We start from the raw sequence: 25,905 nt of genomic DNA on the forward strand, positions 1-25,905 counted from the left end.
GCTGTGCGCGCGATCAGGGGTTCTTGATTTCCGCGCCAGCGCGCAGGTAGAACCACCAGTTCAACACCAGGCAGACGGCGTAGAAGATGGCGAAGCCGTACATCGCGAACTGCGGCGTGCCGGCCTTGATCTGGGCGCCGATCACCACCGGGGCGATGAAGGCGCCGTAGGCGGCGACGGCCGAGGTCCAGCCCAGCACGGGGCCGGCCTGCTGGCGGTCGAAGATGACGCCGATGGTGCGGAAGGTCGAGCCGTTGCCGATGCCGCTGGCAACGAACAGCACAATGAACAGGCCGAGGAAGGCGGGGAAGTACTGCTCGGGCGCGGCCGAACCGTAGGCCATCATCATCACGTAGCCCACCGCACCCGAGGCGAACACCATCACGGCGGAGATGATCTGCGTGACGATGGATCCGCCCACCTTGTCAGAGATCCAGCCGCCCACCGGGCGCACGGCGGCGCCGACGAAGGGGCCGATCCAAGCGTAGGTGAGGGCCGAGGGGGCGTTGGGGTTCTTCAGCGTGTGCGTCATCACGCCGGCCGCGTCGGCCACGTGCTGGAAGCCAAAGATCACGGTGATGGCCAGGGGCAGCACCATCGAGAAGCCGATGAAGGAGCCGAAGGTGACGATGTAGAGCGCCGTGAGCGACCAGGTGTGCTTGTTGCGGAAGATCGCGAACTGCTTGGCCACGTTCTCCTTCATCGGGCCGAACGCGGCCAGGCGCATGACCGCCACCGCCAGGATGATGTCCAGCGGAATGGCCACCCACATGTTGAGCAGGCCCAGGCCGGTGGGCGCCGGCAGGTAGAGCCAGAGGATGAAGATGGCCGGCACGAAGGCCAGGGTGTAGAGGTAGGTGACCTTGGTGAACGCGCCGATCGGGCTACCGGCCTCGGGCGAGACGGTCTTGAGGTTGTTCATGCCGAACCAGGCCAGGATCGACAGCGGCACGAGCGAGATCACCCAGGCAAAGCCGGCGTTCTGGATCCAGGTGGGCGTGCCGGCGACGATCTTGCCGAAGATCCAGCCGCTGTCTTTCACCAGCGTCATGGGCTCACCGCCGAAGGCGCCCAGCAGCGGCAGCGTCATCACCAGCGGGATGACGACCTGCATGGTGGTGACACCGAAGTTGCCCAGGCCCGCGTTCAGGCCCAGCGCCGTGCCCTGCAGCCGCTTCGGAAAGAAGGTGCTGATGTTGGACATGGACGATGCGAAATTGCCGCCGCCCACGCCGGACCACAGCGCCAGCAGCTGGAACACCCACAGCGGCCACTCGGGGTGCTGCAGCGCCACGCCGGTGCCGATGGCCGGGGCCAGCAACATGGCGGTGGTGAGGAAGATGGTGTTGCGGCCACCGGCCAGGCGCACCAGGAAGGAGGCCGGGATGCGCATGGTGGCGCCGGAGATGCCGGAGATGGCGGTGAGCGTGAACAGCTCGGCCTGGGTGAAGGGGAAGCCCAGGTTGAGCATCTGCACGGTGATGATGCCCCACATGCCCCAGACCGCGAAGCCGCACAGCAGCGCGGGCACCGAGATCCAGAGGTTGCGGTAGGCGATTTTCTTGCCGGTGGATTCCCAGAAGCGCTCGTCTTCGGGGCGCCAGTCGGCGATGTCGGCACCCTGGCTGCTGGCTACAGCACCCGAGGCAGGCAGGGGGTTTGTTTTGGTGTTCATGGTGGGGCTCCTGACCGTGGGGGATCAGTTCTGGAAGGAAAAGGATTTGGCTTCGGTGCCCATGACCTGGGTCTTGCGCACCTCGGTCCAGTACATCCAGATCAGCGAGACCCAGACCACGCCGTACATCAGCATGAAGGCGCTGGAGCGGATGCCGGTGAGGTCCATCAGGGCGCCGAACATGATGGGCAGCACGAAACCGCCCAGGCCGCCGGCCAGGCCGACGATGCCGCTGATGGCGCCGATGTTGGTGGGATAGTCGTCGCTGATGTACTTGAAGACGCTGGCCTTGCCAAAGGCCCAGGAGATGCCCAGGATGAACATCAGGCCGGTAAAGAGGTAGACGTTGAGGCCGATGTGGAAGGTCTTGGGGCCGTTGACCGTCATCACGGTGAAGTCGGTCTGCGGGTAGCTCAGCAGGAACAGGCAGATCCAGCTCACCCACATCACCCACCAGGTGACCTTGTGGGCGCCGAACTTGTCCGACATCACGCCGCCGATGGCGCGCAGCACGCCCCCAGGCAGCGAGAAGCAGGCGGCCAGCAGCGCGGCCACGCGGATGTCCAGCCCGAACTCGCCCACGTAGTACTGCACCATCCACAGCGAGAGCGCCACGTAGCCGCCGAACACGATGCTGTAGTACTGGCAGTACTTGAGCACCTTGGGATCTTTCAGCGCCTTGAGCTGGTCGCTGAACTTCACGTTGCTTGGCACCAGGTGCGAGGGGTCGCTGTGGCTGAAGAGCCAGAACAGGATCACCGTGCCCAGCATGATGGCCGCGTAGACCTGCGGCACCATGGTCCAGCCGAAGGCCACCAGCAGCACCGGCGCGACGAACTTGTTGACCGCCGCGCCCGAGTTGCCCGCGCCGTACACGCCCATGGCCATGCCCTGGCGGTTCTTGGGGAACCAGCGCGCCACATAGGGCGTGCCGACCGAGAACGAGCCGCCGGCCAGGCCGACGAAGAGGCCGATGGTGAGGAAGTGCCAGTAGGCGGTGGCGTAGCCCATCATCCAGATCGCGGGCACGGTGAGCGCCATCAGGATCGCCATCACGATGCGGCCGCCGTAGCGGTCGGTCCAGATGCCCAGGGGTACGCGCACCAGCGAGCCGGTGAGCACCGGCGTGGCCATGAGCAGGCCGAACTGGGTGGAGTTGAGGTCGAGCGCTTTCTTGATCGGGATGCCGATCACGCCGAACATCATCCAGACCATGAAGCACACGGTGAAGGCCAAGGTGCTGACGATCAGCACCGACCAGGCTTTTCTTTCGTTTCGAAGTTCAGAGGCCATGTTCTTTCTCCAGAGACATGGCATGACTGTCATCGCTGTAGGGGTTTTCCGGTATCCACCGGTGGGACACCCGACCCGCGCCAGACGGACTAGGGGAACACAGGCCCCATCGTCCGGAAGAACTACTCCCGTGCCTGAATCATCCGGGCTTGATACAGATCAACCCAGTCCGTGGCCGGCGGCGTACACCGTCGCCTGCACGCGAGAGCTCACTGCGCGATGGATTGGTGCGAGCTTGGCCACGACGGACGTGCTGGCCATGTGGATGCCTATCGGTCGGCCAACGTCTCCATGGTGCGGGCCAGCAAGGCGTGGCGCTTGTATTCAATGGAGGTGTTATTGATACGCTGCCCATCGTCTGTTGCCCGTGGAAACGACAAACGCGCCTTGCGCTCCATCAACGTCTCGGGCGCGCCGGAGTCCGAGGTGCGCCCGACAACCTCGTGGCCCAGTTCCGGGCGCGCATCCAGCAGCGTGGAGAGGGAGTGCGCATGCTTGTAGAACGACGCTGGCAGCATGTGCGAGCCGTCAATGACCCCAGCGCCTTCTGGCAGCGTTGCCTTGGTGTGTGCCGGGTCGGCCAGGGGCTGCGCTTGCGCGAGTCGCTGATGCCAAAGGTCAAACGTGGCTTGCTCCTTGTGCATTTTGGACGCGTGGCTCATGCTGAACATGACGCAATCGGCGGGCGACTTCTGCGCTTCGGCGTCGATCACCGCAATGCGCGTGTCCTCCAGGCCCGGCGTGCTCTTGACCAAGCGGGCAAAATCATCGTGGCTGAGCAGGTGCGCCATGTGGCCCATCGTTGCCGGTTCGACAACGATCAGCGTGAGTGGCTTGTCCGGCTCTCGTCGGATATCGACGGCTGCGTGGTGCGGCCCACCAGGACGGTTGTCAACGCGGAAAACGGCCCTCTGACGGCTCGGTCCCAAAGCGCGGGAAGCCAGTGACTCCACCAGACTGGCGGCGCTGGCGTGGTAGCTCAGGTGGAGATCGGGTTTGCGCAGGTTTTCGCTTTCCACGATGGCTTGGACGTTTGACACATCGGCTTGCAGCGTGGGCTTGCTGGGTTGGCGCAGCGCAGCGATGTCCGCTCGGACCAACTGCATCTCTGCGTCCAACGAAGCCAATTGGGGCGATGCACGGCGACGCTCCAGAGCGATGTGCGGACTCGACAGCGTGGGGCCGGTGCCACTGGCTGCACTCTGCCACGAGGGAGGCGGCTCAGCGGGTGCCGCCGCCACAGGAATGGTGAGCGACAACCCACCCATTCGCCGGCCCCTGGAAACTCCGGTTGAACTTGGCATGATGACTCCTTGCATGGAAATGTGGCTCACGGCCGTCGCCGCCGGATGCTGTGAGCCCGGCGTTCGCGGTCCGTTGAAGTCAGGGGTCGCAGGCTGCGCCGCCCTGACCTGCGGCCAGTCCACGCAGTGTTTGCGTGGGCGTTTGATCAAAACGCGAGCGATAGTTGTGCGCCAGCGTGGACCGGTTCGTGACCCCCCAACGCGAGGCGACCTCCAGCACGGCAGCGCCGCCCCGCCGGTCCTGAAGATCCTGGTGGATGTTCTCCATGCGCCGGGTGCGAATCAGCTCCGCGGGCGTGATGCCCAGGTGGGCTCGGAACGCCAGTTGCAGGGCCCGTTCCGTCACGTCGATGTGCGCGGCAACCTGGCGCACGGAGAGGCCTTCGTCGGCCAGGTGATCCAGAATGAACTGGTAGGCGCGACGGTAGCGCAGCGGCAGGCGCATCTTGACGGCATCGCCCGCGTCGGTCTGCTTGGCTTGCTGCAGGAACGTCGGTGTGCGGGTGACGGCGGCATAGCTGCGCAGGGCCTGGACAGCCTGTTGGGTGTGCAGACGGTACAGGCGCAAAGCGTCGATGTGGCGACCCTGTTGTTGGTGCAACTTGGCCAGGCAGTATTGCAGCTCCAGCGCATAGCGGCTGCGGCGCATCAGTGCTTCATTGAAGGTGAGGGGAGCCAACAACTCAGAGGCCGCACGCGATGCGTCCCGGCCAATCAGCATCAGGGCCCCTTCAATGCGGGCATGTGTTTCGACTTCGGCCATGCGCCGTTCGCGCAACCATGCCAGTGCGTCGCTCACGTGCGCGGCCGCTGCGGTGCCCACACATTCTTTTTCCAGCATGCGCCGCAGGTACCGCATCCGCATGGCCACCCAAGGCGACCACGCCTGCACGTTGGTCGCCGCATCCCCGAGTTTCTGGTGCAAGGCCGAGGGGTCGAGCAGTTCCGCGGCGCCATCCTGGAACACGGTGCCCAGCGCATGGTCGTCCATGGATTCGCCCGCACGTTCGCTGTGCAACACGGAAAGCTCCAGGGCAAGGCAGTCCACCAGATGCGCGAAATGCTCGTTGGCCAAGGTGCTTGCCAATGCACGCGCCGCCTCCACCGATTTCAGTGCACTGCGGCAATCGCCTGCCCGGTGCATGGAGATGGATGCCGCGACCATGGCCTCCACGCGGGCTTCCACCGGGGCGCGTGCATCGTCGGCCACCGCCCCAAAGCACTCGAGAGCGCGGCCGGGGCGATTGAGGTGCAGCAACATGGCACCTTGGTCCATGGTGCCGTACCAGCGCACCATGGGCCTGGAGATGGCTTCGTAGCTTTTCAGTTGGCGCTGAAACAGCTCTTCGGCCTCTTCTTCTCTTCCACAAGCCAGCATCACCCGGCCCAACAACTGACCCAACGCAGCGCGTTGGGGGGCGGCTTCGGGGGTGCTCGGCAGTCGTTCGTAACGCTCACTGCCCATGCGCAGCACACTGGGAATGTCGCCTTGAAGAACAAGCTGAGCAAGGTCGCGGTGCAACACGCTGGCTCTCAATGATGTCAGTGCAAGTACAAGCATGGGGGTCTCCAGAGGGGCTGTAGGCCGGGGTTGGCCTATGGAGTTCATCCTAGGTTTTAATCTTTCGTTTAGGATTCACGTCATCTCTGCGAAATGCTCACAAATTCTTAATTTGCTCCAGGCAGGTTGAGTGTTGTTGGCGCATGCCCGTGCCACAGGCACCGTCGCAAGACGGTCCCGTTGGGGGAAGCGGATGAGTGGGTACACGGACAGGCCTGGATGACATGCCCGCCATCTGTCGTGGTGAACGGGTGCCGACCCGGGTCAGCTGGCCATCTGGCGGCACAGGACACGGCCGGTGAGGCCGCATGGGCGCTCCGGCCACGTCGCGGCTTGTCGCGTCCGTGGCCTTGGGCCTGGGTGTTGCCGCGCACGCCCCGCGCGGCTGGGGCAGCGCCATCAGCCGGCGAGCTGGGCGACCTTGGTGCCGATGTCCTTGACCGTCTTGGCAATGGCTTCGTTCATACCCTTTTGCATCTGCATCACAGCCATTTCGGTTTGGAAGCGCATGTTGATGGCGTTCATTTCGGCCATGGTTTTCATGGACTGATCGGCATCGGTCTTGGCCTTGCCGACGGCGTCGTTGCCGCCTTGCTGGTTGACGGCTGACAGGTCCGGACCTGGACGGCCTGGGCCCCCAGGACCTTGCGGCGCCGGCTGCGGTAGCAGCGATTGGCGAGGCGCCATGTCCGCAGATGCCGAGGCGCGGGTTGGAACGCCCTGCGGCGCGGCGGGGGCGGCAGTGGGCATGAAGTCCGATGGCTTGGCCAGCGGAGGCATCAGGTCCGAGGGTTTGACAAGTGCCGGGGCGGCGGGAATGTTGACTTTCATGTTCATCATCGACTCCAGGTGAAGACTGCAATGCAGTCGGGGATGGGGCCCGTACGGGGCTTGCGGGGGGGCTATGGGATGTGCGAGGAGATCAGCCGGGGACCGTGGCGAGGCCTTGCCGCCACAGCGCTGCGAACGCTTCCACGGTGGCATGGGTTTCGTCGGCGGAACTGGTGAGCAGAGCCTGAGCGATGCGACGGGCGCCGACATCCTCCACCAACCGCTGTGCCGGTGGGGTGAGCTGAAGGTTGGGCTCCCGGAGCACATGGCGTGTGATGCAACGGACGGTCTCCTGCAGAACATCGACCGCCAGCGTCACCAGGCCCGGCGGGCACTCGGGATCCAGCGCGACCCACAGACGCTCGACATGCCCTTTGAGGCTGGGTGACTCGGCCAGGGCGATCAGGCCCTGCGTCGCACCCGCCGTGACCTGCGAGGATTTCGCGACGAAGCTGCGAGACACATCGATCACGAGCCGCCGGCCTGGCACGTCGAAGTACAGCGGCAGGTTTCGCGGATCTCCCAGGACTTGACCGGTGCCCGCGGCAAATCGGCGATAGCTGGCCGTGGTGACGTACACATGGTCGAACCGGCCCTTGAGGAACAAGTTGATTTCGGGACTGAGCAGCATGCTCCGGCCTTGCATGAGCTGGCCCAACCGCATCTGCAGCGACTGCACGCTGAAGTACCGCAGGGTCAGCAGTGAGTCACTGCAATCGAGCATGCCGTGCATGGGCTTCCACACGGTGTCCAGATCCGTGTTGAGCTCGTGCGCGAGGTCTTCCGCCACCTTGCCACTGCCTCGTGGAACGGGTGGATACAGAATGGTGTGTGGTTTGAGCAGCAACGAACTGCGCTCGGGACTCGGGTGGAAAGTGGCTGGCATCACGTGGGTCTCCATTTCATTGACGGACGTTGATGCCATCAAGCATCCGGGCAAACAGTGGGTGAACACACCTCGCAGGCGAAGCGCTGACAGGACTCGCGAAGACGGCATGCTCACGTTCGATGCACGCCATCCGGTTCAACGCGATGACGGCTGCAACCATGAGGACAGATCCCGGGCCATGGAGTGCAACGCCAGCTGCGGTTTGACCTGCTCGAAGAACACCGCCACCAGCATCACCAACATGAGCATGGCGACGGCTCCCTTGATGGGTTGGCCCAGGTTGTTGGGTTCGAGCTTGTCGGCCGTCTTGGCGATGAGGCCAATGCCCAGATCGATGAGCAGCAGCACCACCACCACCGCGCTGGCGATCTTGACCACCGCCTGCATGTAGTTCGACACCTGGACTTGCAGGAACCGTTCGAGCAGCTGCGACCACTCGGGCATCAGCTTGCCCAAGGGCCACCAGTGAAACGATTCGAACAACAGCCCCACCAGAACGAGCATGCCGCCCAGCAGATAGAAGCCGCAGATGGCCAGTTGCGACAGCAGGTTGCCCACGGGTGTGCTTTGCTCGCCACTCAGCGGGTTGGTCTGTTGCACGTTGTTGTAGCCCGCCTGGTTGTCGATCAACACCCCCACCCCTTCGGCCACCCAGAAGACCGTGGAGATGGCGTACCCGAGCAGCAGGCCAATCAGGCCCTCCTTGGCAATCAGCGCGAGCAGCGCCAAGGAGCCCACGTCGTCCACCAGATGCAGGGGTTGCCCTGCGGCGATGTAGATGCCGATGGTCAATGCAACACCATTGCGCACCACGCCTTGCAGCACCTGATCGTTGGTCACCGGCAGCACCAGCATCGCCACGTACCCCCGCAAGCTGCACACGGCCAGCAGCGTCAACAGGCTTTTGGCCGATTCGCCCAGGTGGATCAGCGCCAGGGTGCCGGAAAAAGGATCGCCGCTCATCGCCACGTTCACTGCCCCTGCATCCCGGCGGTGGCGGCACTGCGCTGTGCGGCCAGCAACCGTGCCACGGAGGCGTCTTCAGCCTCTTCGTCCTGCTGGTCGTCTTGTTCTGCCTGGGCGGTTTTCAGGGCCAGCTCCAGTCGCTGCTGACAGGCTTGCAGCTGCTGCTCAGCGCGTTGGTACGCACGCAGCGCCGCGTCGCACCGCTGCTGCGCGACGTCCACCTGCTGCTCGGCATGGCGAACGCGTTTGGTGGCGTCTGCGGCCGCCCGCTCGGCTTCGGCCAACAGGTGCTGCAAGGTCACCAGGTCATTGGGGCGAAAGCTCTGATCGCCCACGACCAGGGCCAGCAACCGTGCGCGCTGCGCCTCCTCGATGGCGCGTGAATGCGCCTGGTCGCTGAGGACGCTGGCCAGCCCATCCATCTGTTCGCGCAACTGCCGCCGGCTGAGGTTGAGGGCCTCGTCCAGTTGTTCAAGGCGGCGCTGCTTGAGCTTGACGAGCATGCGCAAGCTTTGGAGGTTGTTCATCACGGGTCCCATGGGAGAGGCCCCCGAGCAACGGCCCGGGAGCGAACTGCCCGCCATCCTGGTGCCGCCACGTCACGCCCACCACCCCCACGCGAAGCCATGTGAGCGGGCCCGAAGTGGCCCGACGGCACCGGCCCGAAGCGTCCTGTGTGCCTGCGCGTTTGCTTCGGACGCCCAGCGAGGGTTTCGCTTGACCCGCATCCCCTTGTGAAGGGCTCTGGACACTGCTGAACACCCCAACTGAAGGAGTTTTTTTCATGTCCATGTCCACCACTTTGACCCGTCCAGATCTGGACTCACCGTCCTTTGCCATGCCCCCTCCGGACCCCAACGATCCGTTGGGAAACGTGCCCGGCAAGCTGGGCGACATCTTGCGCAACGGCGGTCCATTGGACAGCGGCATCCAACGGCAGATGGCGGGCAAGCACCTGCTTGAAAACGCCGACCAGTACACCGACAACCCCGTGCAATGGGAGGAGGCGCCCAAAGGCAAGGAATTCGAGTTCTGGGACAAGCAAACGGGCGTGGCCGACAAGCCCAAGGACCCGCGCCTGAAGAAAGACAAGGCTGCAGACACCCCGCGCTCCCTTGAAGAGCACTTCAAGGCGGAAGACAAACCAAGCAGCAAGCAGGCCGAAGCCGGCGACAAGCCCTATGACCGGGACAAGTACTACGAGAAGAACCAGGGCCACCTGGACGGCGGGCGGGCCACGGACTGGCTGAACCAGAAGGCCTACGAAACCAAGAACCGGGAGCAGGCCGCGGAAAAGGGCGACGGCTCGACCAAGTCGTCGTTCACCGAAACCAACGTCAAACGAACCGGCTTGAGTGCGGACACCCACTATGGCAACTACACCCCCACGTTGAAGGAAGGTGCGTTGTCCGACATAGAGATCCGTCGCCAGGCCTGGCATGCGGGACACGAAGACGTGAATCGCCTGAACGGCGGCGCTGGCTATTCTCAAACCAATGCCGGTGTGTGGACGCTCGATGAAAAGGCCAAAAACGCTGGCACCGGTTCGGTGGGCGCAGGGGCCCGCGGGGAAATCGCCAACGTCATCGACCTGCCCGGCAGTGGCGAGCTCACCCTGAAAGCCAACGGCATGGCGGGCTTCGAGGGCAGCGGGGGTGGAAAGGCCAAGTTCAAGCCGCACGAAACCACTCTAGCCGGTGGGGGTGAGGCACGGGTGGGCGCTGGGGGCGAATTCGGCGGGACCTACCGACCGGTGACCTTCGAGCCCAAGATCCTGGGCGCCCCCATCAACCTGTCTCCTGAAGTCAATTGGGCGGGCCGGGTGTTCAACGGCGCCGAGGCGGGTGCGGGCTTCAAGGCCGGCTGGCGGCTGGTGCCCGATCCCACCACCGGCAAGATGTCCCCCGAAGCCGGCATCGAGGTCAAGGGTGCTGCTTTTGCCGGTGGCAAGGCCGAGGGCGAAGCCACCGCGGGTCTGGGTGGCGTGGGCAACGTGGGCGGCAGCGTCGCGGGACTCTACGGCATTGGTGCCGAGGGCAAAGCCAAAGTGGGCCTGACCAAGGACGAGTCCGGCAAAACCAAGCTGAAGTTCGAGCTCAAAGGTGCGCTGGCCTTGGGTCTGGGCCTGGGGGCCGGTATCAAGGGCGAGATCAACGTGGACGGACTCATCCGTTTCGCGTCGAACCTGGCCAAGGCCAATCGAGCGTTCGTGAACAAGGTGAGCCACGGCGCGCAAACCGCCATCCATGCCGTCAAGCAGGGTGTGAACACGGCCATCAACAGCACCAAGCAAGCCTTCAACACGGCCGTCGACACGGTGAAGCATGGCGTTCAAACGGCCGTGGCCACCACCAAGGAGGTGGCTCAAAAGGTGGTGGACAAGGTCAAGGACACTGCGGTGACCGTGGCCGAAAAGGCCAAGGAAGTCGCCACCACCGTGGTGGACAAGGCCAAGGAGGTCGCCGACAAGGTGGGCGATGGCATCAAGGAAGGTGCCAAGAAAGTGGGCAACTTCTTCAAGGGCCTGTTCAAGTGATGGCCATGGCCTGAGGTTCCGATGGTTTGGACCTCAGGCCATTCAGCGCCACCCCATGGGGCCACGGGCCCCTGCCCCCCTCAATCGTTCTTGACGGGTTTGCTCCAGTTGAGCATGGCGTCGCGTTGCCGTGTGGCACTCAGTGCGCTTTCCAGCGAAGCCAGCACCGGTTTGATGGACTCGGACACCGGCCCGTCACCGTGCGTGGCGTGACGTTTCAAATCGGCCAGCACCCCGGTCAGGGTCTGGACCTGGATGGCGTTGCCCGAAGGCAGGGCTTGCAGGGTCTGCAAAGCGCCCTGAAGGGCCCGCTGGTCCGCGCCCACGGGTGCGCCCAATGCCTGTTCGGCTTGGCGTGCCAGGTCGGGCAGCGCACCCTGGGCCTGTTTGGCGGTGTGCAGCAGGCGCAGCTGCCGGTTGGCTCGCCAGTTGTCGAGGGAAGCCGCCAGGTCAAAGGAGGTGCTCTTGAATGCCGCTTTGGAGGCCTGCCACACAAAGTCGTTGGTGGCACTTTGCGCAAACTGATGGAGCAGGTAGGCGGGTGAGTTGTGGGGTTCTCCGGGGCGGGCCGATGCCGCACCGTTGCGCAGCAACTGCGCCACCAGGGGACCGGTGGCCGTGGAAAACACCGCCGCCAGCGTGTTGGACATCACCGCATGGGCGATGTCGCCCACCCGGTCACGCAGTTCCCGACCGGAGGGGATGAGGCTCTGGCCGCGCCAGGGGCCCGCCACATAGTGCTTGGCCAACGCCCCGGCTTCCATCAGCGTTTCTCCGGCTCGCCGCGGCAATTGGCCCATGTCGGCCAACGAGGCGGCGGGCAGATCCGGTTGTGGCAGTTTGGCGGTGAACAGGTTCAGCCGCTGCTGACCGCCCAGCAGGTTGTCCACATCGGCGAAGGCCGGGGCCTTGAGCAGGCCCAGCCCCACCTTGGTCAGCCCGCCGGCGGCACCTGAGGCCAGCACGGTGGCCGCTCCCACGGGAGTTCCTTGCAGCATGGCTTGTGCGGGCATCAGGTAGCGACGCAGCACGTTGGCCACGCCGGTGACCGCGGGTTGGGCCAGCAGGCCCCAGCTGCGGGCCTGCAAGATGTCCTGCACGGCGGCCAAGGTGCGGCGCTTTTGTTCCACACCTTGCTTCAGCTCCAGCAGCGTGGGTTGTTGGGCGCTGACGGAAGGCGGGGAACTGTCGGTCAAAGGCTCCCAGTATTCCTTCTTGCCATCCACCACGCGCAACTGAACGGGCGCAGGATCGGGCACCAGTGCCTTCAGATCCACCGGTTTGAATTGCGCCACGTTGGACAGCTTCGCCCGTCGGTCCATGGCGGTCAGCAGGGTGGAATCCATGGCCAGGGCCGTGGCCCCGCCCACGGCCCCCCCGATCACAGCGGGGTCGTAGGCGTTGTTGAGTTCCCCCAGGTTGACGCGGTTGCCCTGAGAGTCGTGGCCACTCAGTCGCGGGCCCAGGGCGGTGGATATGGCCCCTGCCACCGGCGACCTCGACGAGGACGACAAGAACTGGCGCACACCGTCATACAGCGCGGGCAACACGGCCTCACCCAGTTGCACTTGCCGATGGTCGCCCACGGCATAGCGCCCATTGCCAAAGACCTTTTCACGCGCCGCCAGCACGCCCGCGGCCCAGTCGATGTACTGGTTTTCCAGCGCCAGCTGCGCTTGCCGCTGCGGTCCTGCCGGGGCCTGGAACTCCATGGCTTGCAACACAGCCTCCATGCGCTGCCTGGGCGTGGTTGGCGGCGTGTCGACCGGGGGCAGCCCAGCGGCGTTGGCGAGTCGGTCGACATCGATCACCACCTCGTGTGTCGCGAAAGACGAGGCGGCCGTGACGAAACGCTCCGAGGGCATGCTGCGTTCATCTCGAGAGAGCAGCGCCATCCCGGCCCGCGGCGCCATGTCCAACGCGGAAAGCGACAGAGACCCGGGGTCCAGCCGCCCCAGCACGTGGTGGGCCAAGGCGCTGGAACGCAAATGGGGCTCGGCGGGCGGCGGACCGACCGAGGACGTCAGCGGAGCGTTCGGGAGCGATTGGGTGCGAGAGACCGGCATCATGACGCGTCCTGTCGGGGTCAGTTGCTCAGGCCTTGCGTTTGCCCAAGGCGCGGGTCGTCCAGCATCAGCGCGTGGAGGATGGCCATGCCCACTCCATTCACCAGGTCAAGGGCCGTGGCGGCATCCACCGGGTCGTTGATCCAGGCGAGCGATGTCAGCTGCAACAAGCCCTCGGGCGAGGTGGTGAGAAACCACCCCAGTTCACCCAGCACGATCGACTGCACCGCCAGCAGCCGTTGCACATCCGACCCCGCCAGCTCCTGGGCCGACATGGGCAGCAGGGCCTCGGGCCGAACCGCTGGCGGGTCGCCTTCCTGCAGGTGCACACGGCACGCCAATCCCGCTGGGCCCGTGAACAGATGCGGCGCGATCAGTGCGTCTCCGTCCTCGACAGGGAGTCCCAGCTGCAAGGCCAGCCGCGACATGAAATCGGTTTGCGCATGGGTCAGAGAGTCCGGCAGGGCACTGGTTACCGATGGACGGCACGCATGCGGGGCAGCGGACAGAGAAGTGGACATCATCATGTTGGTTCGGGATGGTCTTGCCTGATGCACGGCATCGTCGGGGACGCCAAGCCCTTGGTGTGGCGGGAAGGCGCAATGGTCGACGGGCATGCGAAGTTCCTGCGCCCCCCTGGCCCGAGGGGGTTGCCGCCGCTGGCGGTCGGGCGCTCGCTCCAAAGCCCCTCGCGCCCCCGTTTTTTCGGGTGACTGAAGATGGCTTCGCATTCTTTTTGCGCTGGGTTGCGTGCGCCTCAAAACTGGCTGCACCGACACACCGTATGCGGCGGCCCCCACCCCACCCCCTAAAGGAACGCACATGACCACTTCTTCCATCGGCTCATCGGGAGCCGACCAAACCGCCGCGGTGCAGGCGTACCGACGCGATGCCGCGCTGCTGCTGGGGGCCGACGATTCGGTGGCCCGGCAATTCGGCTCCAGCGGCATGGTCTTGATCGGTGACACACCGCTGTCGCTGCAACCGCTCCAAGACGATCCGGCAGGACCCTGGATGGCCTTCACACAGGCGGCACGGCCTGCCGAGGTCGCCGAAGACACGTGGTGCGATGCGCTGTTGCGCGCCACCCACCACGGTTTGACGGTCACCCATGCCGCCTATGGCCTGACCGACCATGGCGATGCCGTGGTGACCTTGCGCACACCCGCCGGGTACGACCATGCCGACTTGCTCGCAGCGGAGATGGCGGGCCTGCTGAGCTTGCGTCAAGCCCTGCTGGACGGGGTGCGGGCATCGGCGAAGGTGGCACCGGCCACCGCACCCGCGGGCAGGGCACCCGGGCAGGCGGTTCGCCCCCCCGAGCCCAGCAGCGACGCCCAGGAATTCGAGGCACCGGACGATGTGTTGGGGCTGATTCACGCGGCCCTGCTGCATCTGGGCTTCTCGGTGCCACAGGCACAGACCGCCGTGCGCACGGGCGAATTGCAGCTGGAGGGCATGACGCTCGGATTGGCCTGCGACGGCGACACACCCACGCTGGTTGTCGCCGCCGACCTGGGCGAGGACACCTTGAGCACCCCGGACGAGCGCAAGCAGGCGCTGCTGGCCAATGTCGGGTTGATGGCCTGCGCCGGTGTGGCCGTGGCGCGTGAGCAGGGCCGCGCCCGTTTGATGGCGCGATGCGACCTGGCGGCACACAGCGCCGAGGTGTTTGCCACCTGGCTGGGGCATTTCGCGCGTCTGGCGCAATCCACCGTTTCGCATCGCCATGCGACGGCCCATCACTGAAACAGGAGCGTTGAATCATGACCATCTCCAACGTGTCTTCCCAGCGCATCCCTTCCCAGCGGGTGGCCATTGACAATGCGCCAGCCACCCACGGCGAGGCCACGCCCCCCAGGCCCAGCCTGGACCGTTCCGACGGCTTGCCGTCACGTACGCCCTCGTCGCTTTCGCAGGTGGACGACTCGGCCAATCAGCGCGCACGGGTGCTGCTGTCGCATGCGCCCAGCGCTGGCTTGAGAGAAGACGACCGAAGATCATTGCTGACAGGCGAGCGATCGGACAGCGACCACTTTTCTCAAACCTCGATTGCCATGGGACGAACAGAGTCCATCCTGGCGTCGCTGTCGCGCCAACCCCCGAGCACATCCAGGCCGCAGTTGACCCGCGAGTTGACGCTGACGGACATGGCGGCACAGTCCTCTGCGCAGAGTGCAGCCATCACCGCTTGGATTCCGGACCTCCCCAGGACCGGGGCGCAGACCTCGGGAACGGCGCAGCTTCCCGTGGTGCCCCCCGTGGCCCCTCAGCGCAGCTGGCGCTCGGTGGCCAGTGCCATTGCACAAAGCGCCAAAAACTTGCCGTGGGCCAGTGTGGCCAACGAGGCTGCGTTGACGCTCCGTTCGGTGTTGCCGCAAGTGGACATGCAATCGGCCAAGCGCACACTCGGGGCCATCGCCGGACACACCGTCCACCAAGCGGTGGCGGTGGGCATTCCCACCGTGGTACGCGAGATGCTGGCCGCCGGTGTGATGCAAGCCCTGCATGCCGCCCCACCCGCGGTGGCGATGGGGCTGCAAGCCTCGGTGGGTGTCGCCAACCTGGGTCTGCAAGTGATCCGCGAAAAACGGGAACGGCGCAACCCCGATGAAGCGGCTCGCGCTTACCACTCCCTGAGTCCCGAGCAATGGGCGGCCCAACCGCCCGAACAGCAGGCCCGCATGCGTGACCACACCGCCAAGGTGTCGCGGGCGTTCACGGTGAGCCAGGTGGCGTCCTCCATCACCAACTTTGCGCTGATGGCCTCGGCCTTTCAGGAAGAGGGGCACCGGCCTGGCGCGCGGGCCGACGCGCTGCGGCCGCTGGCCACCGAGATCAAGACGGGCGTGTACACCGCCATGCGCGATGCGGCCCAGGCCAGCTTCCTCATGGTGGGGTATGAAGGCGACCAGACGCATGGCATCGCCGGCGCGGCACACGCCGCTGCCGCCGCGACCTACACAGGGGTGCTCGTAGGCTCGTCGATGCTCTCGGACGCCGTGATGCCCTCACTGGTGCCCGGGCGCTCACAAGCCACCGACACGCTGCTGGGCCTCCCCGCTCAGGCCGGGGCCGCGCCCATGAGCACCGCGCAGGCCTGGGGCACCGTGGCACAAGCGGCGACGGTGACGGCCGCCGCCAATGTGCTGTCCGAAGCAACGGACTGGTTCCAACGCACCCAATTCCATTTGAACCAGAACGCCGTCCCGCCGCAGCAGCAGTGGGAGCCGCGCATCATGGGGGACGACCTGGGGCGTGTGGCCGACCAAGGTGTTGCGCGTGCCGCCTTGGTCAATGGCATCAACTCCGCCCTGGCAGCCACCGGGCGTGCCATGACGCAGCTGGAGTTGCCTCCCGCCGTGCAGTCTTTCATTAGCAACGCCGGACTCGCGGCCATGGCGGCGCTCACGGACTCGCCTGTCACGGGCATTTTCCAGGCACAATCCGCCGTCCGAGACAGCTTCCGACCCAGCACTGCGACCACCCCCGACGTGGAAAACCCGGCCCCCACGGGGCAATCCGGCGAGCTGGGCCGCAGCACGCGGTCTGCCAGACTGTCACAGGTGGCCGATTTGCCGTCGCGGGATCCCTCCAGGCGCTTTGCGTGACCGATGTAGCCCCCCCACATGGCCTTGGGGGGGGCGTCAGTCCAAACCCGCCGTCAGGTGCAGCAGGGCCTGGCGCAGCATGTCGATGCGCTTGAGTTCATACGAGTTGCTGTAGGTTCGTTGCCGCTCCGGTTGCGTGCGGTCTGGCCGGGTGACGAGGTGGGCGGCGTGGCATTCCAGCAGCGATTGGCCCTTCTTGTTGACCGGGGCCAGCGCATCGGGGCGTGGGCGCTGCCAACCGGTGAAGCCATCGCGTTTTTTCGCCTGTGCCGCACGTCGGCGACTACCGCTGACCTGGATGTAGTGCTCCAGCTCGTCTTTGGATGTGGCGTGTTTGAACAGCGAGGGCGGCAAGTTCCGTGACGCGTCCAAGTGGTTGACCCCCGCGTCCACACGCCCCGTGAGCAGCCCGAACAGCACCCGCTCTTGCAAGGACTGGATGGCCGGATCGGTGGCCATTTTTTTTGCTGCGGTGATCGCAAAGATGTGGCAACCCTCCGCACTTTTTTGCACGCCAGTGTCGGTCATGCCCAGGTGCAGCCGCACGGGCTTGCCGCCATCCGGCAGGCGGGCTTGCAGCGCGTCGGTCAGGGTGTGGAGTGTGGCTTGCCACGCCTGGCGCTTGCGTTGCACGTCAAATGGCCCCCAACCCACGCTGTCCACCAGCAGCAGGGACACGTCGTTCGTGTGGGCGCTGAACCGCAGGCTGATGGCCGTGCCATGGTCGCCGTCGGTGAGCACCCCTTGCCAAGCCTGCCCACTGCCCAGGCTGTTTTGCAGACGTTGCGCCAATGAAGAGGCCAACAGCTCGTCCTTGGGCGCCCCCAGCTCAAACAAGTGGCGTTCCAGTTGAAGGCCCGGGTGGGCCGCATTGACGCCCGCCAGCAACTCGGGCAGGAACTGGGCGTCGGCGGTATCGGGGGTTCGGCCTTCCTCCAGGGCTTGCTCCATGTCTTCAAGGTAGGCCAACAACTCCGGGTGGTGCCCCGTACCGACCTCAGGCCTGAAGGAGGGCGTAACCTGCGACCTGCCGGGACCCGGCAAGGTGGCGCGCGGGGCCAAGGCCGTTGCGGGCGAAGCCCGCTGCGCCAAACCCTCCGGCGCCGGGTCTGCGGTGAGCCGCCGACGCTGCGCCGGGGGCTGCACATCGTCTGCGTCGCTGCGCCACGGGGTGGCCCACGCCGCGTCTGTCGGGCTCGGTGAAGACGGGGAACGCAAGGGGGACATGGCCGGGCATCTTGCGCCGGCGGGGCTCCAGCCGCTCAGGCCCACACGAAGCCCTTGCCATCGGCGCGAAGCGTCCACGGTTCGGCCCGCCGTACGCCATTTCGCTCCCCTGCGGTGGCAAATCAAGGAACCGTGAACCATGGAGGGGTTCGTCACACCCAGCACAGACTGCCTTGACCCCAAGGGGACCCATGATTTCATCCACGCCATTGCCCGCCGTGTCCACGCACCCCCATCCCGAAGGCGGGGCGGCTTCTTCCGGCACCAGTGAACCCTCCAGCCCCCCTGCGGCGGTGAACACGCACCCGCTGCACGGACGCCGTGCTGACGCGGCGGGCGGTTCGCCCGTTTCAGACTCCCTGCCGCCCCGCAGCGCCATGCCCGCGGTGTCTGCACCATCAACGGGCGTCACCGGCATCACTGGTAGCCTTTGGCGGGCAGCCAGCGGCGTGACGGCCACGGTGACCGGCGGGCTTCAGACGGCCCAGGCGGCGACGAGCTCAGCGCTCCAGAACCTGTGGTCGCTGAGTGACCTGCGCACCATGCTGCAGCCCCACGCCGACGACCCGGCGTTTTTGTTGCAACTGCGGGGCCGCGACCCTGAGGCCCCGGCCGACTACACCTTCGCGCAGTGCCGCCAGCAGTTGCAAGACCTGCGTGCGCTGGTGCAGGCCGGGCACGGCATGGAACCACGGTTCCAGAAAACCGTGCTCCAGGACATCCAGACCATTGAGAAGGCGCTCAATCCGCTGGAGAACGGCACCTCCAGCGCCGGACGCGCGGCCAAGGCGTTGGCCAACATGGTCAACCTGTGGCCGGTGCTCGTGCCCAGCAAGCTGCTGGCCAACCAGGCCAAGACCTTCGCCTACACGGTGGCGGCGGCCAGCAAGGCCGTGGTGAGCGTGGGCGGGGCCACACTGCGGCCCACCGCCGATGGCATGCCCTTCCCCTTGGGCGGCGGTGAACTGGGCCGCCAGGCCGACGAGGTGCACTTCTACCCCGCCCTGCTCAATGCCATCTTCCTGTCCATCGAGATGTCGAAAAAGTACGGCTCGCCCGGTGTGCAGCATCAAGCCCTGGCGGTCGAACACAACAAGCTGGCCCATGCCGGTTTTGCCGTGGCGGCCGGGACGGCCTTGATCGCACCGTTTGTGTGGAACAACATCAAGAGCGGTGCCAACAAGGTGGTGGAAGCGGGTGTCCGCGCTGCTGCGCACGGGCTGGAACGGGTGGGGTTTGCCGACCGTGCCGATGGCATGCGACGCGCAATCACGCCCGGGGAGGTGGGAGAGGCGGTGAAAGCCGAACTCTCGGGCCTGTGGCAACAGCTGGAAACGGGCCGCCTGGCCCTTCAACAAGCCCGCCTGGACTTTTCCGACCCCGCCTCGGGCCGGGAACTCACGCGCACGCTCAACTCCCAGTGCACCCATCTGCTGGAGTCGATTGCGTTGTGCACCGAACGGCTGGACAAGGCCTTCGGCATCAGCGCAGCCCAGGAAGCGACGGGCGCCCTGGTGCCACGTGATCCGAGTTCCAACCCCGATTTCGCATCGAAGTTGGCGCTGTCGATTTTTGCCACGGCCATCACCGGCTCCACCATCTACCTGATCCAACCCGACCCGATCGGCACCGTGGACCTGGCCGCCGACAGCGCTGTGGTCACCGCGGTGATGTTGCAGGGCGCGTTCAACAAGCAGGCCACCCGTCAGGACGCGATGGAGCGGTTCAAGGGCATGGCGGCCACCAGCATGGTCATGGCCTTGGCGCTATCGATGGACAAGGTGTCCAAGACGATGACCCCGCGCGGCCTGATCGAAGCGGATTCCACGGCCCCCTACTACGCCGCGCTGGTGATGACGATGATGGCCATGACCATGCCCGGTCCCATTGCACGCGGCGCGGAGTTGGCGCTCAACTGGGGCGGCCGCCAGATAGGCCAGGGCATGCAGCAACTCCGCAGTTTGCTCAACGGCCCCGATGGGCAGCAGCTGGGCACCATGGAGTCCCGTTCGCTCCAGGAATTGCAGCAACGCATGGTGGAGCTTCAGTCCTTTCACGCACAGGAGCGGCCCGGCGACCAGCAGGCGGCACTGGACAGGCTGGTGGAGGAAAGCCTGCGCCACACACTGGCCGACGCTGGCCGACAAGCGGGCGAGCGGGCGCAGCCGCGAACCTCTGGCGTGGTCATTCAGGAGATCGCCGAACCATCGGCACACCCCGCTTGAGTCCGGGAGGCGTGGCAGGGAGGTGGCGGCACCAAGCTGCCACGGGAGGCTTGCCAGCGGGCGGCCACGGTTCGGTGGGTGGGGTGTCGCCGTCGTCGAGAACTTCAATGCACTTGATATTTCTGCAGCGCATCCAGAATTCAATGCATTGATGAAAATCGGGCAAATCTTCGATCCAACCACCAAAAGATTACAGCTTCATTACAACCATTTTTTAATTCATGGAATTAGGCATCACGCAAATCAGAGTTTGACGCATCCTGATTCCATGATTCAATTTCTTCGCAGCATCTTCCAGAGCCGCCCGGGCAGCATGTGCGCTTCGCCCACGCTGCGCCGGTCACTGCGATGGACGAAGCCCCGGCGTGCTCGCATCCCTCCCCAAGGGCACCTTGCGCCACTGTCGGCGGTCCTCGGCCCGTGCTTGCTTTTCCACTTCCCTCCGCCCAGGAACTTGATGCCGACGCTGTCCACCAGGCAGTCCAGTGCGCCGATGCGGGCTCGGCAGGGCGGCCACACCCGCAGTGTCTTCTGGCGCCAACATCACCCGTGCAGGGCTCCTGGCTCGGCACCACAAGGCCCCGTTTCCACCCCCGAAAAATCATTATCAAACATAAGAATTTTTCTCTTGACTGTTTAATTATTAAAAATATATTAAAGATAGGGGTTTTCCCCTTGACTGGGTGTTACCGGGTGCGCAACATCAACATCAAACGGGATATTCGCAAGAAAAAATAAGCGTTTTGCCCCACAGCTTTTGCGAATCTGGAGGTCCAAGTTGAAAGTCATTGCTTTATTTGCAAAACAAGCCAAAGGGGCAGCCATTTGCAGAGACCTGACGGCGCGAGGCATCGACGTCGTCGCCATGCCTTCCATCGGCGCCCTCTTGCAAGCACTCAAGCACGAGGACGCTCAGGCCGTCGTACTGGAAGACGATGCGCTGCACCTGCTGGACTGGCTGGCCATGCTGCAGATGCGGGCGGGAGACCGTGTGCCCGTGATCGTGGTGGGTGACGGCCAAAGCGAAGGCCAAGGCGTCGGCATGGTCGAGGCGCTGGCACATGGAGCGACCGACTATGCCGAGCACAGCGGCTGCGTGAGCCCATTGCTGGCCCGGTTGCGTGCCCGCGTGGGGCTGACCCCGCCTGCACAAGCCAACCAGCTCATGGCGGTGGGGCCGTTCGAACTGCACCCGGCTTCATCCGCGGTGTTTCACCAGGGCATGGAGATCAACCTCACCGCACGCGAGTTCGCGCTGGCCTGGGTCTTGTTTTCCAACGTGGGACGCGTGGTCGGCATGTCCAGCCTGGCCGCCAGGGTGTGGGGCCGATCGACCGAGGTGTGCAAACGCACGCTGGAACAACACATCTATCGCCTGCGCCGCAAGCTATCGATCAACTCGTTGGATTCCCAGATTCGCATCCAGGCGGTCTACAGCGTCGGCTACCGGCTCGATCTGCGCCGGGAAAGCAGGCCCGACTGGCCCATCCCGGACTTCGGCGTGGATCCCTGCGCCTCTCACGACGCATTCGCCCCAACCCAAGCCGGAGAGTTGGCGGACGCCCGATACGCGGGAGCAACGTCGATTTTCCCGGACTACAGCGTGTGATGGATTGGGCGGAGGAACGTCAAGCCACCGCCAGAGTGCTCAGGCCCGGATCCAGAAGTAGTCACCCGCGCAAATGCCCGCAAACATCTCGTCAGTGGCGTTGGAAATGTTGTCGCGCCAATAGCGGCCGTGTTCGACGTAGTGGGTCATGGTCTCGGCCAGCCATGCACCGGTGATGGAATCACCCATGGGAACGCGCACGATGAGGACGATGCCGCCCGTGTCCGCATGCAGGCCGAGTTGGGCCTGGTCTTGGGCATACACGCTCAGGTTGGCCTCCAGCAGCAGGCGAAAGACGCGCATGGTGCGCCCCGCCGTCACGATGCCGTAGTGGAAGTTGAGGTACATCGCCCCGGGGTCGTTCTGGAAGTTGGCCAAGTGCACCTCGAAGCCCTCGACCTCGATGTTTCCACGCTGCAGCACGCTGTCGGCATCGGGCAGGTCGATGACCTGGCACAGCTCCCGCACGAGCGACTGGTACCGCTCAAAGCTCATGTGGCGGGCTTGGGAAGGTTTGCCAAGGCCAACTGGCACGACAGCTCGATGCGATCACAGGCCTGCTGAACTTGCAGCGGGGTGCGTGGCCGATCGGCATTGAGCAACTTCAATGGCAACAACAGGTGGAGGTTCTGCTGCGCCTCATCGGGCAAGGTGCGGCCAGGGCGCGGAACGCTTCCCCAGTCGCTGTCGAGCAACAACTGTTTGACGTGCGCCAGCGAGGAGAGCGGTCCGCGCTCCAGGCTGTTTTGGAGCATCTTCATCAGGTAGACGTGGACGGCGGCCAGCTGCAAACGCGTGACGCGGGTCTCGGGCGCTGGCATGGCGGCAGGTTTGTGCGCATCCAGCATCACGGCGACCAACGCACGGGCAAGGGTTTCGGGGCGCACGGCGTCGTTGGCCACCGCCTCGGCCCAGTGCGGGTGCACGTCGATGCCCCCACCACCTTGGGCCCCCGCAAACCCCGTTGCATGGACCGCTTCGGGACCAGAAGACGCCCCCACTCGCCACTGCAGCACCCGGTACTTCTGGTGGGGGTCGCCATCGTGCATGCCGTCTTTCAGGTTCTCATCTCCCCCTTTGGCGTCGATCTCCATGCTGGCCGAAAGCTCTTCTTCCTCCAGGGCCAACGTCCCACGAAGCTGCGTCGTGCTGGCCACCGAACCATGTTCCGCATCGTGATCCATGCCGGCCAGCTGGGACGCCGGAGGGCGTGGGGGCCGCCGACGCAGCGCGACCGGACGCCGCAGGCGCGGGGCGGCGGGCGCGCGTCCCAGGCGAAACACGTACCCGCGAAACTGCCCACGATGCGTCCCGCCGGAAGCGCTGGACGAATGACCGTGCAAGTGGGCCTCGTGCCGCCGAACTTCGGCGGCGGCCTGGGCCAACTGGGTAGGACTGATCCGGGTGCTCACAGGAACATGGCCGCCAACAGGTTCTCGGCGAAACGCAACAGGGTGGAACCGGCCCACGGCGCACAGATAGCCACCACCACCGTGACGGACAGCAGCTTGATGCCCTGGGAAATGCTGGAGTCCTGCAAGGACGTGACCGCCTGCACGAACGAGATCAGCAGGCCCACGATGGCCGACACCGCCACCGCGGGCAGCGACAGCAGGAGGCACATCATGAGCGCCTCAGAGGTGAGCCGGATCACATTTTCGTAGTGCATGGCGGTCAGCGGTAGGTGAGCACAAGGCCGTGAATGAGCTTGGACCAACCGTCCAGCACCACAAACAGCAACAACTTGAACGGAATGGCCACGTTGGTCGGTGTGACCTGGGACAAGCCCATGGCCAGCAGCACGTTGGCGATGACCAGGTCGATCACGATGAACGCCAGGTACAGCAGGAAACCGATGCGAAAGGCCGCCGTCAACTCGGTCAACAGGAACGCGGGGGCGAGCACCAGCAGGTCGTCCTTCTTGAGTTGGGCCGCACGCTCGGGAGGCCAGATGGCGGCGGCCGACTTCAGGAAGAACGCCTTCTCGGCGGCGTCGGCATGCTTGTCGAGGAAGCGGCGCAAGGGCTCGCGTGCGGCATCTGCCGCGCCGATGATCTGCTGCGCGTTGGACTGCATGGTGCCGGGAGAGACGGTGCGCATCTGCTCCGACGCTTCCATCAGCACGGGGGCCATGACGTAACACGACACGATCATGGCCACGCCGTTGAGCACCATGTTGGGCGGCACCTGCTGCACGCCGATGGCGTTGCGCAGTAGGCCCAGCACCACGGCGATCTTGGTGTACGACGTGACGACCATGGCCGCAAAAGGCAGCACCGCCATCGCGGCCAGCACCAGGAACAAGGAAATCGGATCGGCGCTGGGCAGCGGCGTCATGATGTCACCCCCATCTGAACGATGCGCACGCCGAGTTGATCCCCCACGGCCACCAGCTGGCCGACGCCCAGGGTCTGCCCGTGGCACACCAGCCGCACCGAGGCGTCGAGCAGTCCCACATCGAGCTCGATCACCGAGCCCACCCCCAGGCTGGCCAGCTCACCCAGGCTGACGCGGGCGCTGTCGATCTCGAACGCCACCGGCACCTGCAGGCGGTCCAGGTCCGTGGCGGGGCGGGACAGCTCGGCGGCAGGTGCCATGTCGTCTTCGACGATCTGGGGTTCTGCGACCACGCTGGCGCGGGGTTGGTGGAGGTCGATGTCTGCGGTGGCTTGCATGATGATTCCCAGTCCAAACTTCAATGGCGCCTGCCAGTGGGTGTCCGAGCGGTGTGCCACGCCGCTCAACACCACGTCACCCACCGAGAGTGCGTGCAGTCGGCGGCGGGGCAAGGCCCTCTCAAACAGCGTGATGCGCATGGGCACGCGCAGCGTGCGCAGAGGCTCCAGGTCGGGCTCCACGCCGCGGCTCAACACGGAGCCCATGTGGCTCGCCAGCGAGTGGTCCAGCCTGAGCAGGTGCACGTCGGCGTCGGGGTGTCCCATGCAGGGCAGGTGGATGCCCGACGTGTGCTGTGCCGCACACCGCGTCAGCGAGCGCACCTGGGCCCCGGGCCACAACGCCGACAGGCGATGCAGCAGCGGGGCCAGCAGCGCGTGGGTCACGTCGCAAGCCAGGGTGCGGTCGTTCAAGCCGGCGGCCAACTGCAACGCGGGCCAGGGCGCGGGGTCCATCGCCAGCTGCGCCTCGCCGTGGGCACACGCCAGCTCCAGCGCCAACAGGTCGCTGCCTGCGCGTCCGGGGTACACCTGGGTCCCCTCCAGGCCCGCGCTCTGCGCGAGCCAGCGCGGCCAACGGCGATCAAAACCCACCCGCGTGGCACGCGCGACCGAGGGATGCAACGACGGCAAGTAGCGCGCCACGCTGTCAACCGGTACAGCGCGTGCAGCAGTCGATGCGGGTTCACCGTTCATGTCACCTCGATGTCAATTCCATGGGGCAGCTGCGGCAAACGCTCCAGCTGTTCAAGCAACTTGTGCCGATGGGTGGAGACTAAGTGGTGCGAATGCACCGACTGGGTGATGAAGCGAAGCGACAGCCAATGCTGCGAAAGGCTCAAGCGCAAGTCGGTTTCGGGCAGCACCTGCGGGTCCATGGGCAAGGTGACGGTCCAGTTCACGAACGATGGGGCGGCACGGGCACACAGGGCCGCAATGGTCTGGGCCATCTGCTCGGGCCAGGGATCTTGCGCCACGTCCACGGTCGCGGCCCCACCGTTCACCCGTGCAGCATCGGGAGGGGCCTCGGCCCCGGCCTGCTCTGCGCAGGCGGACGCGGAAAGCTCCAGCGCCGCCACCCGGTCCACCCCAAGGGCATCGTCACCGTGCGGAATCCCGGGCAAGGTCGGCAACTCGGGCAATGCCTCTGCGCCCCTCGCCCGCTCGGGTCGAACGCCTGTGGTGCGCGCAGAGGCAGCCCCCGGCCCCTCGCGGCGCTGCACAGGGGCGGACGCGGATGGCGAGGATGGCGAGGACGGAGGCGCATCGCCGCGCCGAGGCGAGCCAGACAAGGTGCGGCGAAACCGATCGGCCGATTGAAGGACCGCCACTTGCGCCGCGCCGCGAGGGGTTTGCGCTTGCTGCAATTGCGCAATTTCCGCTGCGCTCAGTACGCGCAGCGGGCGGCGGCCTTCGGTGCGACTCATGGTGGCCAAT

At 65.4% G+C, this 25,905-nt stretch carries 22 protein-coding genes and 1 pseudogene; 5 read left to right on the forward strand and 18 right to left on the reverse strand.

The window, feature by feature from the left end; all coding sequences use genetic code 11:
• Positions 1-13: 13 nt before the first annotated feature.
• The 8 genes from HTA01S_RS21480 to HTA01S_RS21515 all read right to left on the reverse strand — a co-directional run bounded on the left by HTA01S_RS21480 (position 14) and on the right by HTA01S_RS21515 (position 9,046).
• On the reverse strand, positions 14-1,675 hold the full coding sequence (locus HTA01S_RS21480; protein ID WP_068175092.1) for an MFS transporter: 1,662 nt from the start codon (positions 1,673-1,675) through the stop codon (positions 14-16).
• Between the two features lie 24 nt (positions 1,676-1,699).
• Complete coding sequence (locus HTA01S_RS21485; protein ID WP_068175094.1) at positions 1,700-2,968, reverse strand: MFS transporter; 1,269 nt, start codon at positions 2,966-2,968, stop codon at positions 1,700-1,702.
• A 269-nt stretch (positions 2,969-3,237) separates the two neighbouring features.
• Positions 3,238-4,074, reverse strand: coding sequence for a YopJ family acetyltransferase (locus HTA01S_RS21490; protein WP_169804798.1), 837 nt, complete (start codon positions 4,072-4,074; stop codon positions 3,238-3,240).
• Between the two features lie 277 nt (positions 4,075-4,351).
• Positions 4,352-5,797: a helix-turn-helix transcriptional regulator gene (locus tag HTA01S_RS21495; protein ID WP_169804799.1), complete on the reverse strand. Its 1,446-nt coding sequence runs from the start codon at positions 5,795-5,797 to the stop codon at positions 4,352-4,354.
• 435 nt (positions 5,798-6,232) lie between these two features.
• Positions 6,233-6,670, reverse strand: a complete 438-nt coding sequence (locus HTA01S_RS21500; RefSeq protein ID WP_068175100.1) for a hypothetical protein — start codon at positions 6,668-6,670, stop codon at positions 6,233-6,235.
• An 85-nt stretch (positions 6,671-6,755) separates the two neighbouring features.
• On the reverse strand, positions 6,756-7,550 hold the full coding sequence (locus tag HTA01S_RS21505; protein WP_157572217.1) for a hypothetical protein: 795 nt from the start codon (positions 7,548-7,550) through the stop codon (positions 6,756-6,758).
• Between the two features lie 138 nt (positions 7,551-7,688).
• Positions 7,689-8,516, reverse strand: coding sequence for a type III secretion system export apparatus subunit SctT (gene sctT / locus HTA01S_RS21510; protein ID WP_084236458.1), 828 nt, complete (start codon positions 8,514-8,516; stop codon positions 7,689-7,691).
• 8 nt (positions 8,517-8,524) lie between these two features.
• Positions 8,525-9,046 (reverse strand): hypothetical protein, encoded by a 522-nt coding sequence (locus HTA01S_RS21515; protein ID WP_068175105.1) that lies wholly within the window; start codon positions 9,044-9,046, stop codon positions 8,525-8,527.
• Between the two features lie 263 nt (positions 9,047-9,309).
• Here HTA01S_RS21515 and HTA01S_RS21520 point away from each other — a divergent pair, with 263 nt between their 5' ends.
• Positions 9,310-11,055, forward strand: coding sequence for a hypothetical protein (locus HTA01S_RS21520; RefSeq protein WP_157572218.1), 1,746 nt, complete (start codon positions 9,310-9,312; stop codon positions 11,053-11,055).
• Positions 11,056-11,135: 80 nt separating this feature from the next.
• Here HTA01S_RS21520 and xopF2 read toward each other — a convergent pair whose 3' ends face one another.
• Together xopF2 and HTA01S_RS21530 are read right to left on the reverse strand one after the other, a co-directional pair.
• Positions 11,136-12,920, reverse strand: coding sequence for a type III secretion system effector XopF2 (xopF2, locus tag HTA01S_RS21525; protein WP_068175108.1), 1,785 nt, complete (start codon positions 12,918-12,920; stop codon positions 11,136-11,138).
• 221 nt (positions 12,921-13,141) lie between these two features.
• On the reverse strand, positions 13,142-13,738 hold the full coding sequence (locus tag HTA01S_RS21530; protein ID WP_157572219.1) for a hypothetical protein: 597 nt from the start codon (positions 13,736-13,738) through the stop codon (positions 13,142-13,144).
• 205 nt (positions 13,739-13,943) lie between these two features.
• Here HTA01S_RS21530 and HTA01S_RS21535 point away from each other — a divergent pair, with 205 nt between their 5' ends.
• Complete coding sequence (locus HTA01S_RS21535) at positions 13,944-14,870, forward strand: type III secretion system chaperone (protein ID WP_068175112.1); 927 nt, start codon at positions 13,944-13,946, stop codon at positions 14,868-14,870.
• Positions 14,871-14,887: 17 nt separating this feature from the next.
• The gene (locus HTA01S_RS21540; protein ID WP_157572220.1) at positions 14,888-16,732 is read left to right on the forward strand and encodes a hypothetical protein; all 1,845 of its coding nucleotides are present in this window, start codon (positions 14,888-14,890) and stop codon (positions 16,730-16,732) included.
• 36 nt (positions 16,733-16,768) lie between these two features.
• Here HTA01S_RS21540 and HTA01S_RS25590 read toward each other — a convergent pair whose 3' ends face one another.
• Entirely contained in the window at positions 16,769-18,169 is a 1,401-nt protein-coding gene (locus HTA01S_RS25590; RefSeq protein WP_322788370.1) for a YopJ family acetyltransferase, read from the reverse strand.
• Between HTA01S_RS25590 and xopX the strand changes: the two genes are divergently transcribed.
• Positions 18,151-20,184, forward strand: a complete 2,034-nt coding sequence (gene xopX / locus HTA01S_RS21550) for a XopX family type III secretion system effector (protein WP_169804800.1) — start codon at positions 18,151-18,153, stop codon at positions 20,182-20,184. The two genes, HTA01S_RS25590 and xopX, sit on opposite strands and share 19 nt — an antisense overlap.
• 297 nt (positions 20,185-20,481) lie before the next feature.
• On the opposite strand, the pseudogene HTA01S_RS26295 reads toward xopX, so the two are convergent.
• Positions 20,482-20,721 (reverse strand): annotated as a pseudogene (locus HTA01S_RS26295) (IS5/IS1182 family transposase); the annotation flags it as partial.
• A gap of 241 nt (positions 20,722-20,962) precedes the next feature.
• Between HTA01S_RS26295 and HTA01S_RS21555 the strand changes: the two are divergent.
• Positions 20,963-21,793, forward strand: coding sequence for a winged helix-turn-helix transcriptional regulator (locus HTA01S_RS21555; RefSeq protein ID WP_157572222.1), 831 nt, complete (start codon positions 20,963-20,965; stop codon positions 21,791-21,793).
• 39 nt (positions 21,794-21,832) lie between these two features.
• Here the strand turns inward: HTA01S_RS21555 and HTA01S_RS21560 are convergent, their stop codons facing one another.
• From HTA01S_RS21560 to HTA01S_RS24900, 6 genes are all read right to left on the reverse strand, one after another.
• The gene (locus tag HTA01S_RS21560; protein WP_068175120.1) at positions 21,833-22,288 is read right to left on the reverse strand and encodes a type III secretion system chaperone family protein; all 456 of its coding nucleotides are present in this window, start codon (positions 22,286-22,288) and stop codon (positions 21,833-21,835) included.
• Positions 22,285-22,977: a hypothetical protein gene (locus HTA01S_RS21565; RefSeq protein ID WP_068175122.1), complete on the reverse strand. Its 693-nt coding sequence runs from the start codon at positions 22,975-22,977 to the stop codon at positions 22,285-22,287. Before HTA01S_RS21565 ends, HTA01S_RS21560 begins: the two co-directional genes overlap by 4 nt.
• Before the next feature lie 224 nt (positions 22,978-23,201).
• A complete protein-coding gene (gene sctS / locus HTA01S_RS21570; protein WP_068175125.1) occupies positions 23,202-23,462 on the reverse strand; it encodes a type III secretion system export apparatus subunit SctS in 261 nt (86 codons plus the stop codon).
• Positions 23,463-23,467: 5 nt separating this feature from the next.
• The gene (gene sctR, locus HTA01S_RS21575) at positions 23,468-24,130 is read right to left on the reverse strand and encodes a type III secretion system export apparatus subunit SctR (protein WP_068175127.1); all 663 of its coding nucleotides are present in this window, start codon (positions 24,128-24,130) and stop codon (positions 23,468-23,470) included.
• Positions 24,127-25,164 carry a type III secretion system cytoplasmic ring protein SctQ gene (gene sctQ / locus HTA01S_RS21580; protein WP_084236436.1) on the reverse strand — a complete coding sequence of 346 codons (1,038 nt, stop codon included), beginning with the start codon at positions 25,162-25,164 and terminating at the stop codon, positions 24,127-24,129. The genes sctR and sctQ overlap by 4 nt, the downstream gene beginning before the upstream one ends.
• Positions 25,161-25,895, reverse strand: a complete 735-nt coding sequence (locus tag HTA01S_RS24900) for a type III secretion HpaP family protein (RefSeq protein WP_084236438.1) — start codon at positions 25,893-25,895, stop codon at positions 25,161-25,163. Before HTA01S_RS24900 ends, sctQ begins: the two co-directional genes overlap by 4 nt.
• Positions 25,896-25,905: the final 10 nt, after the last annotated feature.

This window comes from Hydrogenophaga taeniospiralis CCUG 15921, from assembly GCF_001592305.1.
GTDB lineage: Bacteria > Pseudomonadota > Gammaproteobacteria > Burkholderiales > Burkholderiaceae_C > Hydrogenophaga > Hydrogenophaga taeniospiralis.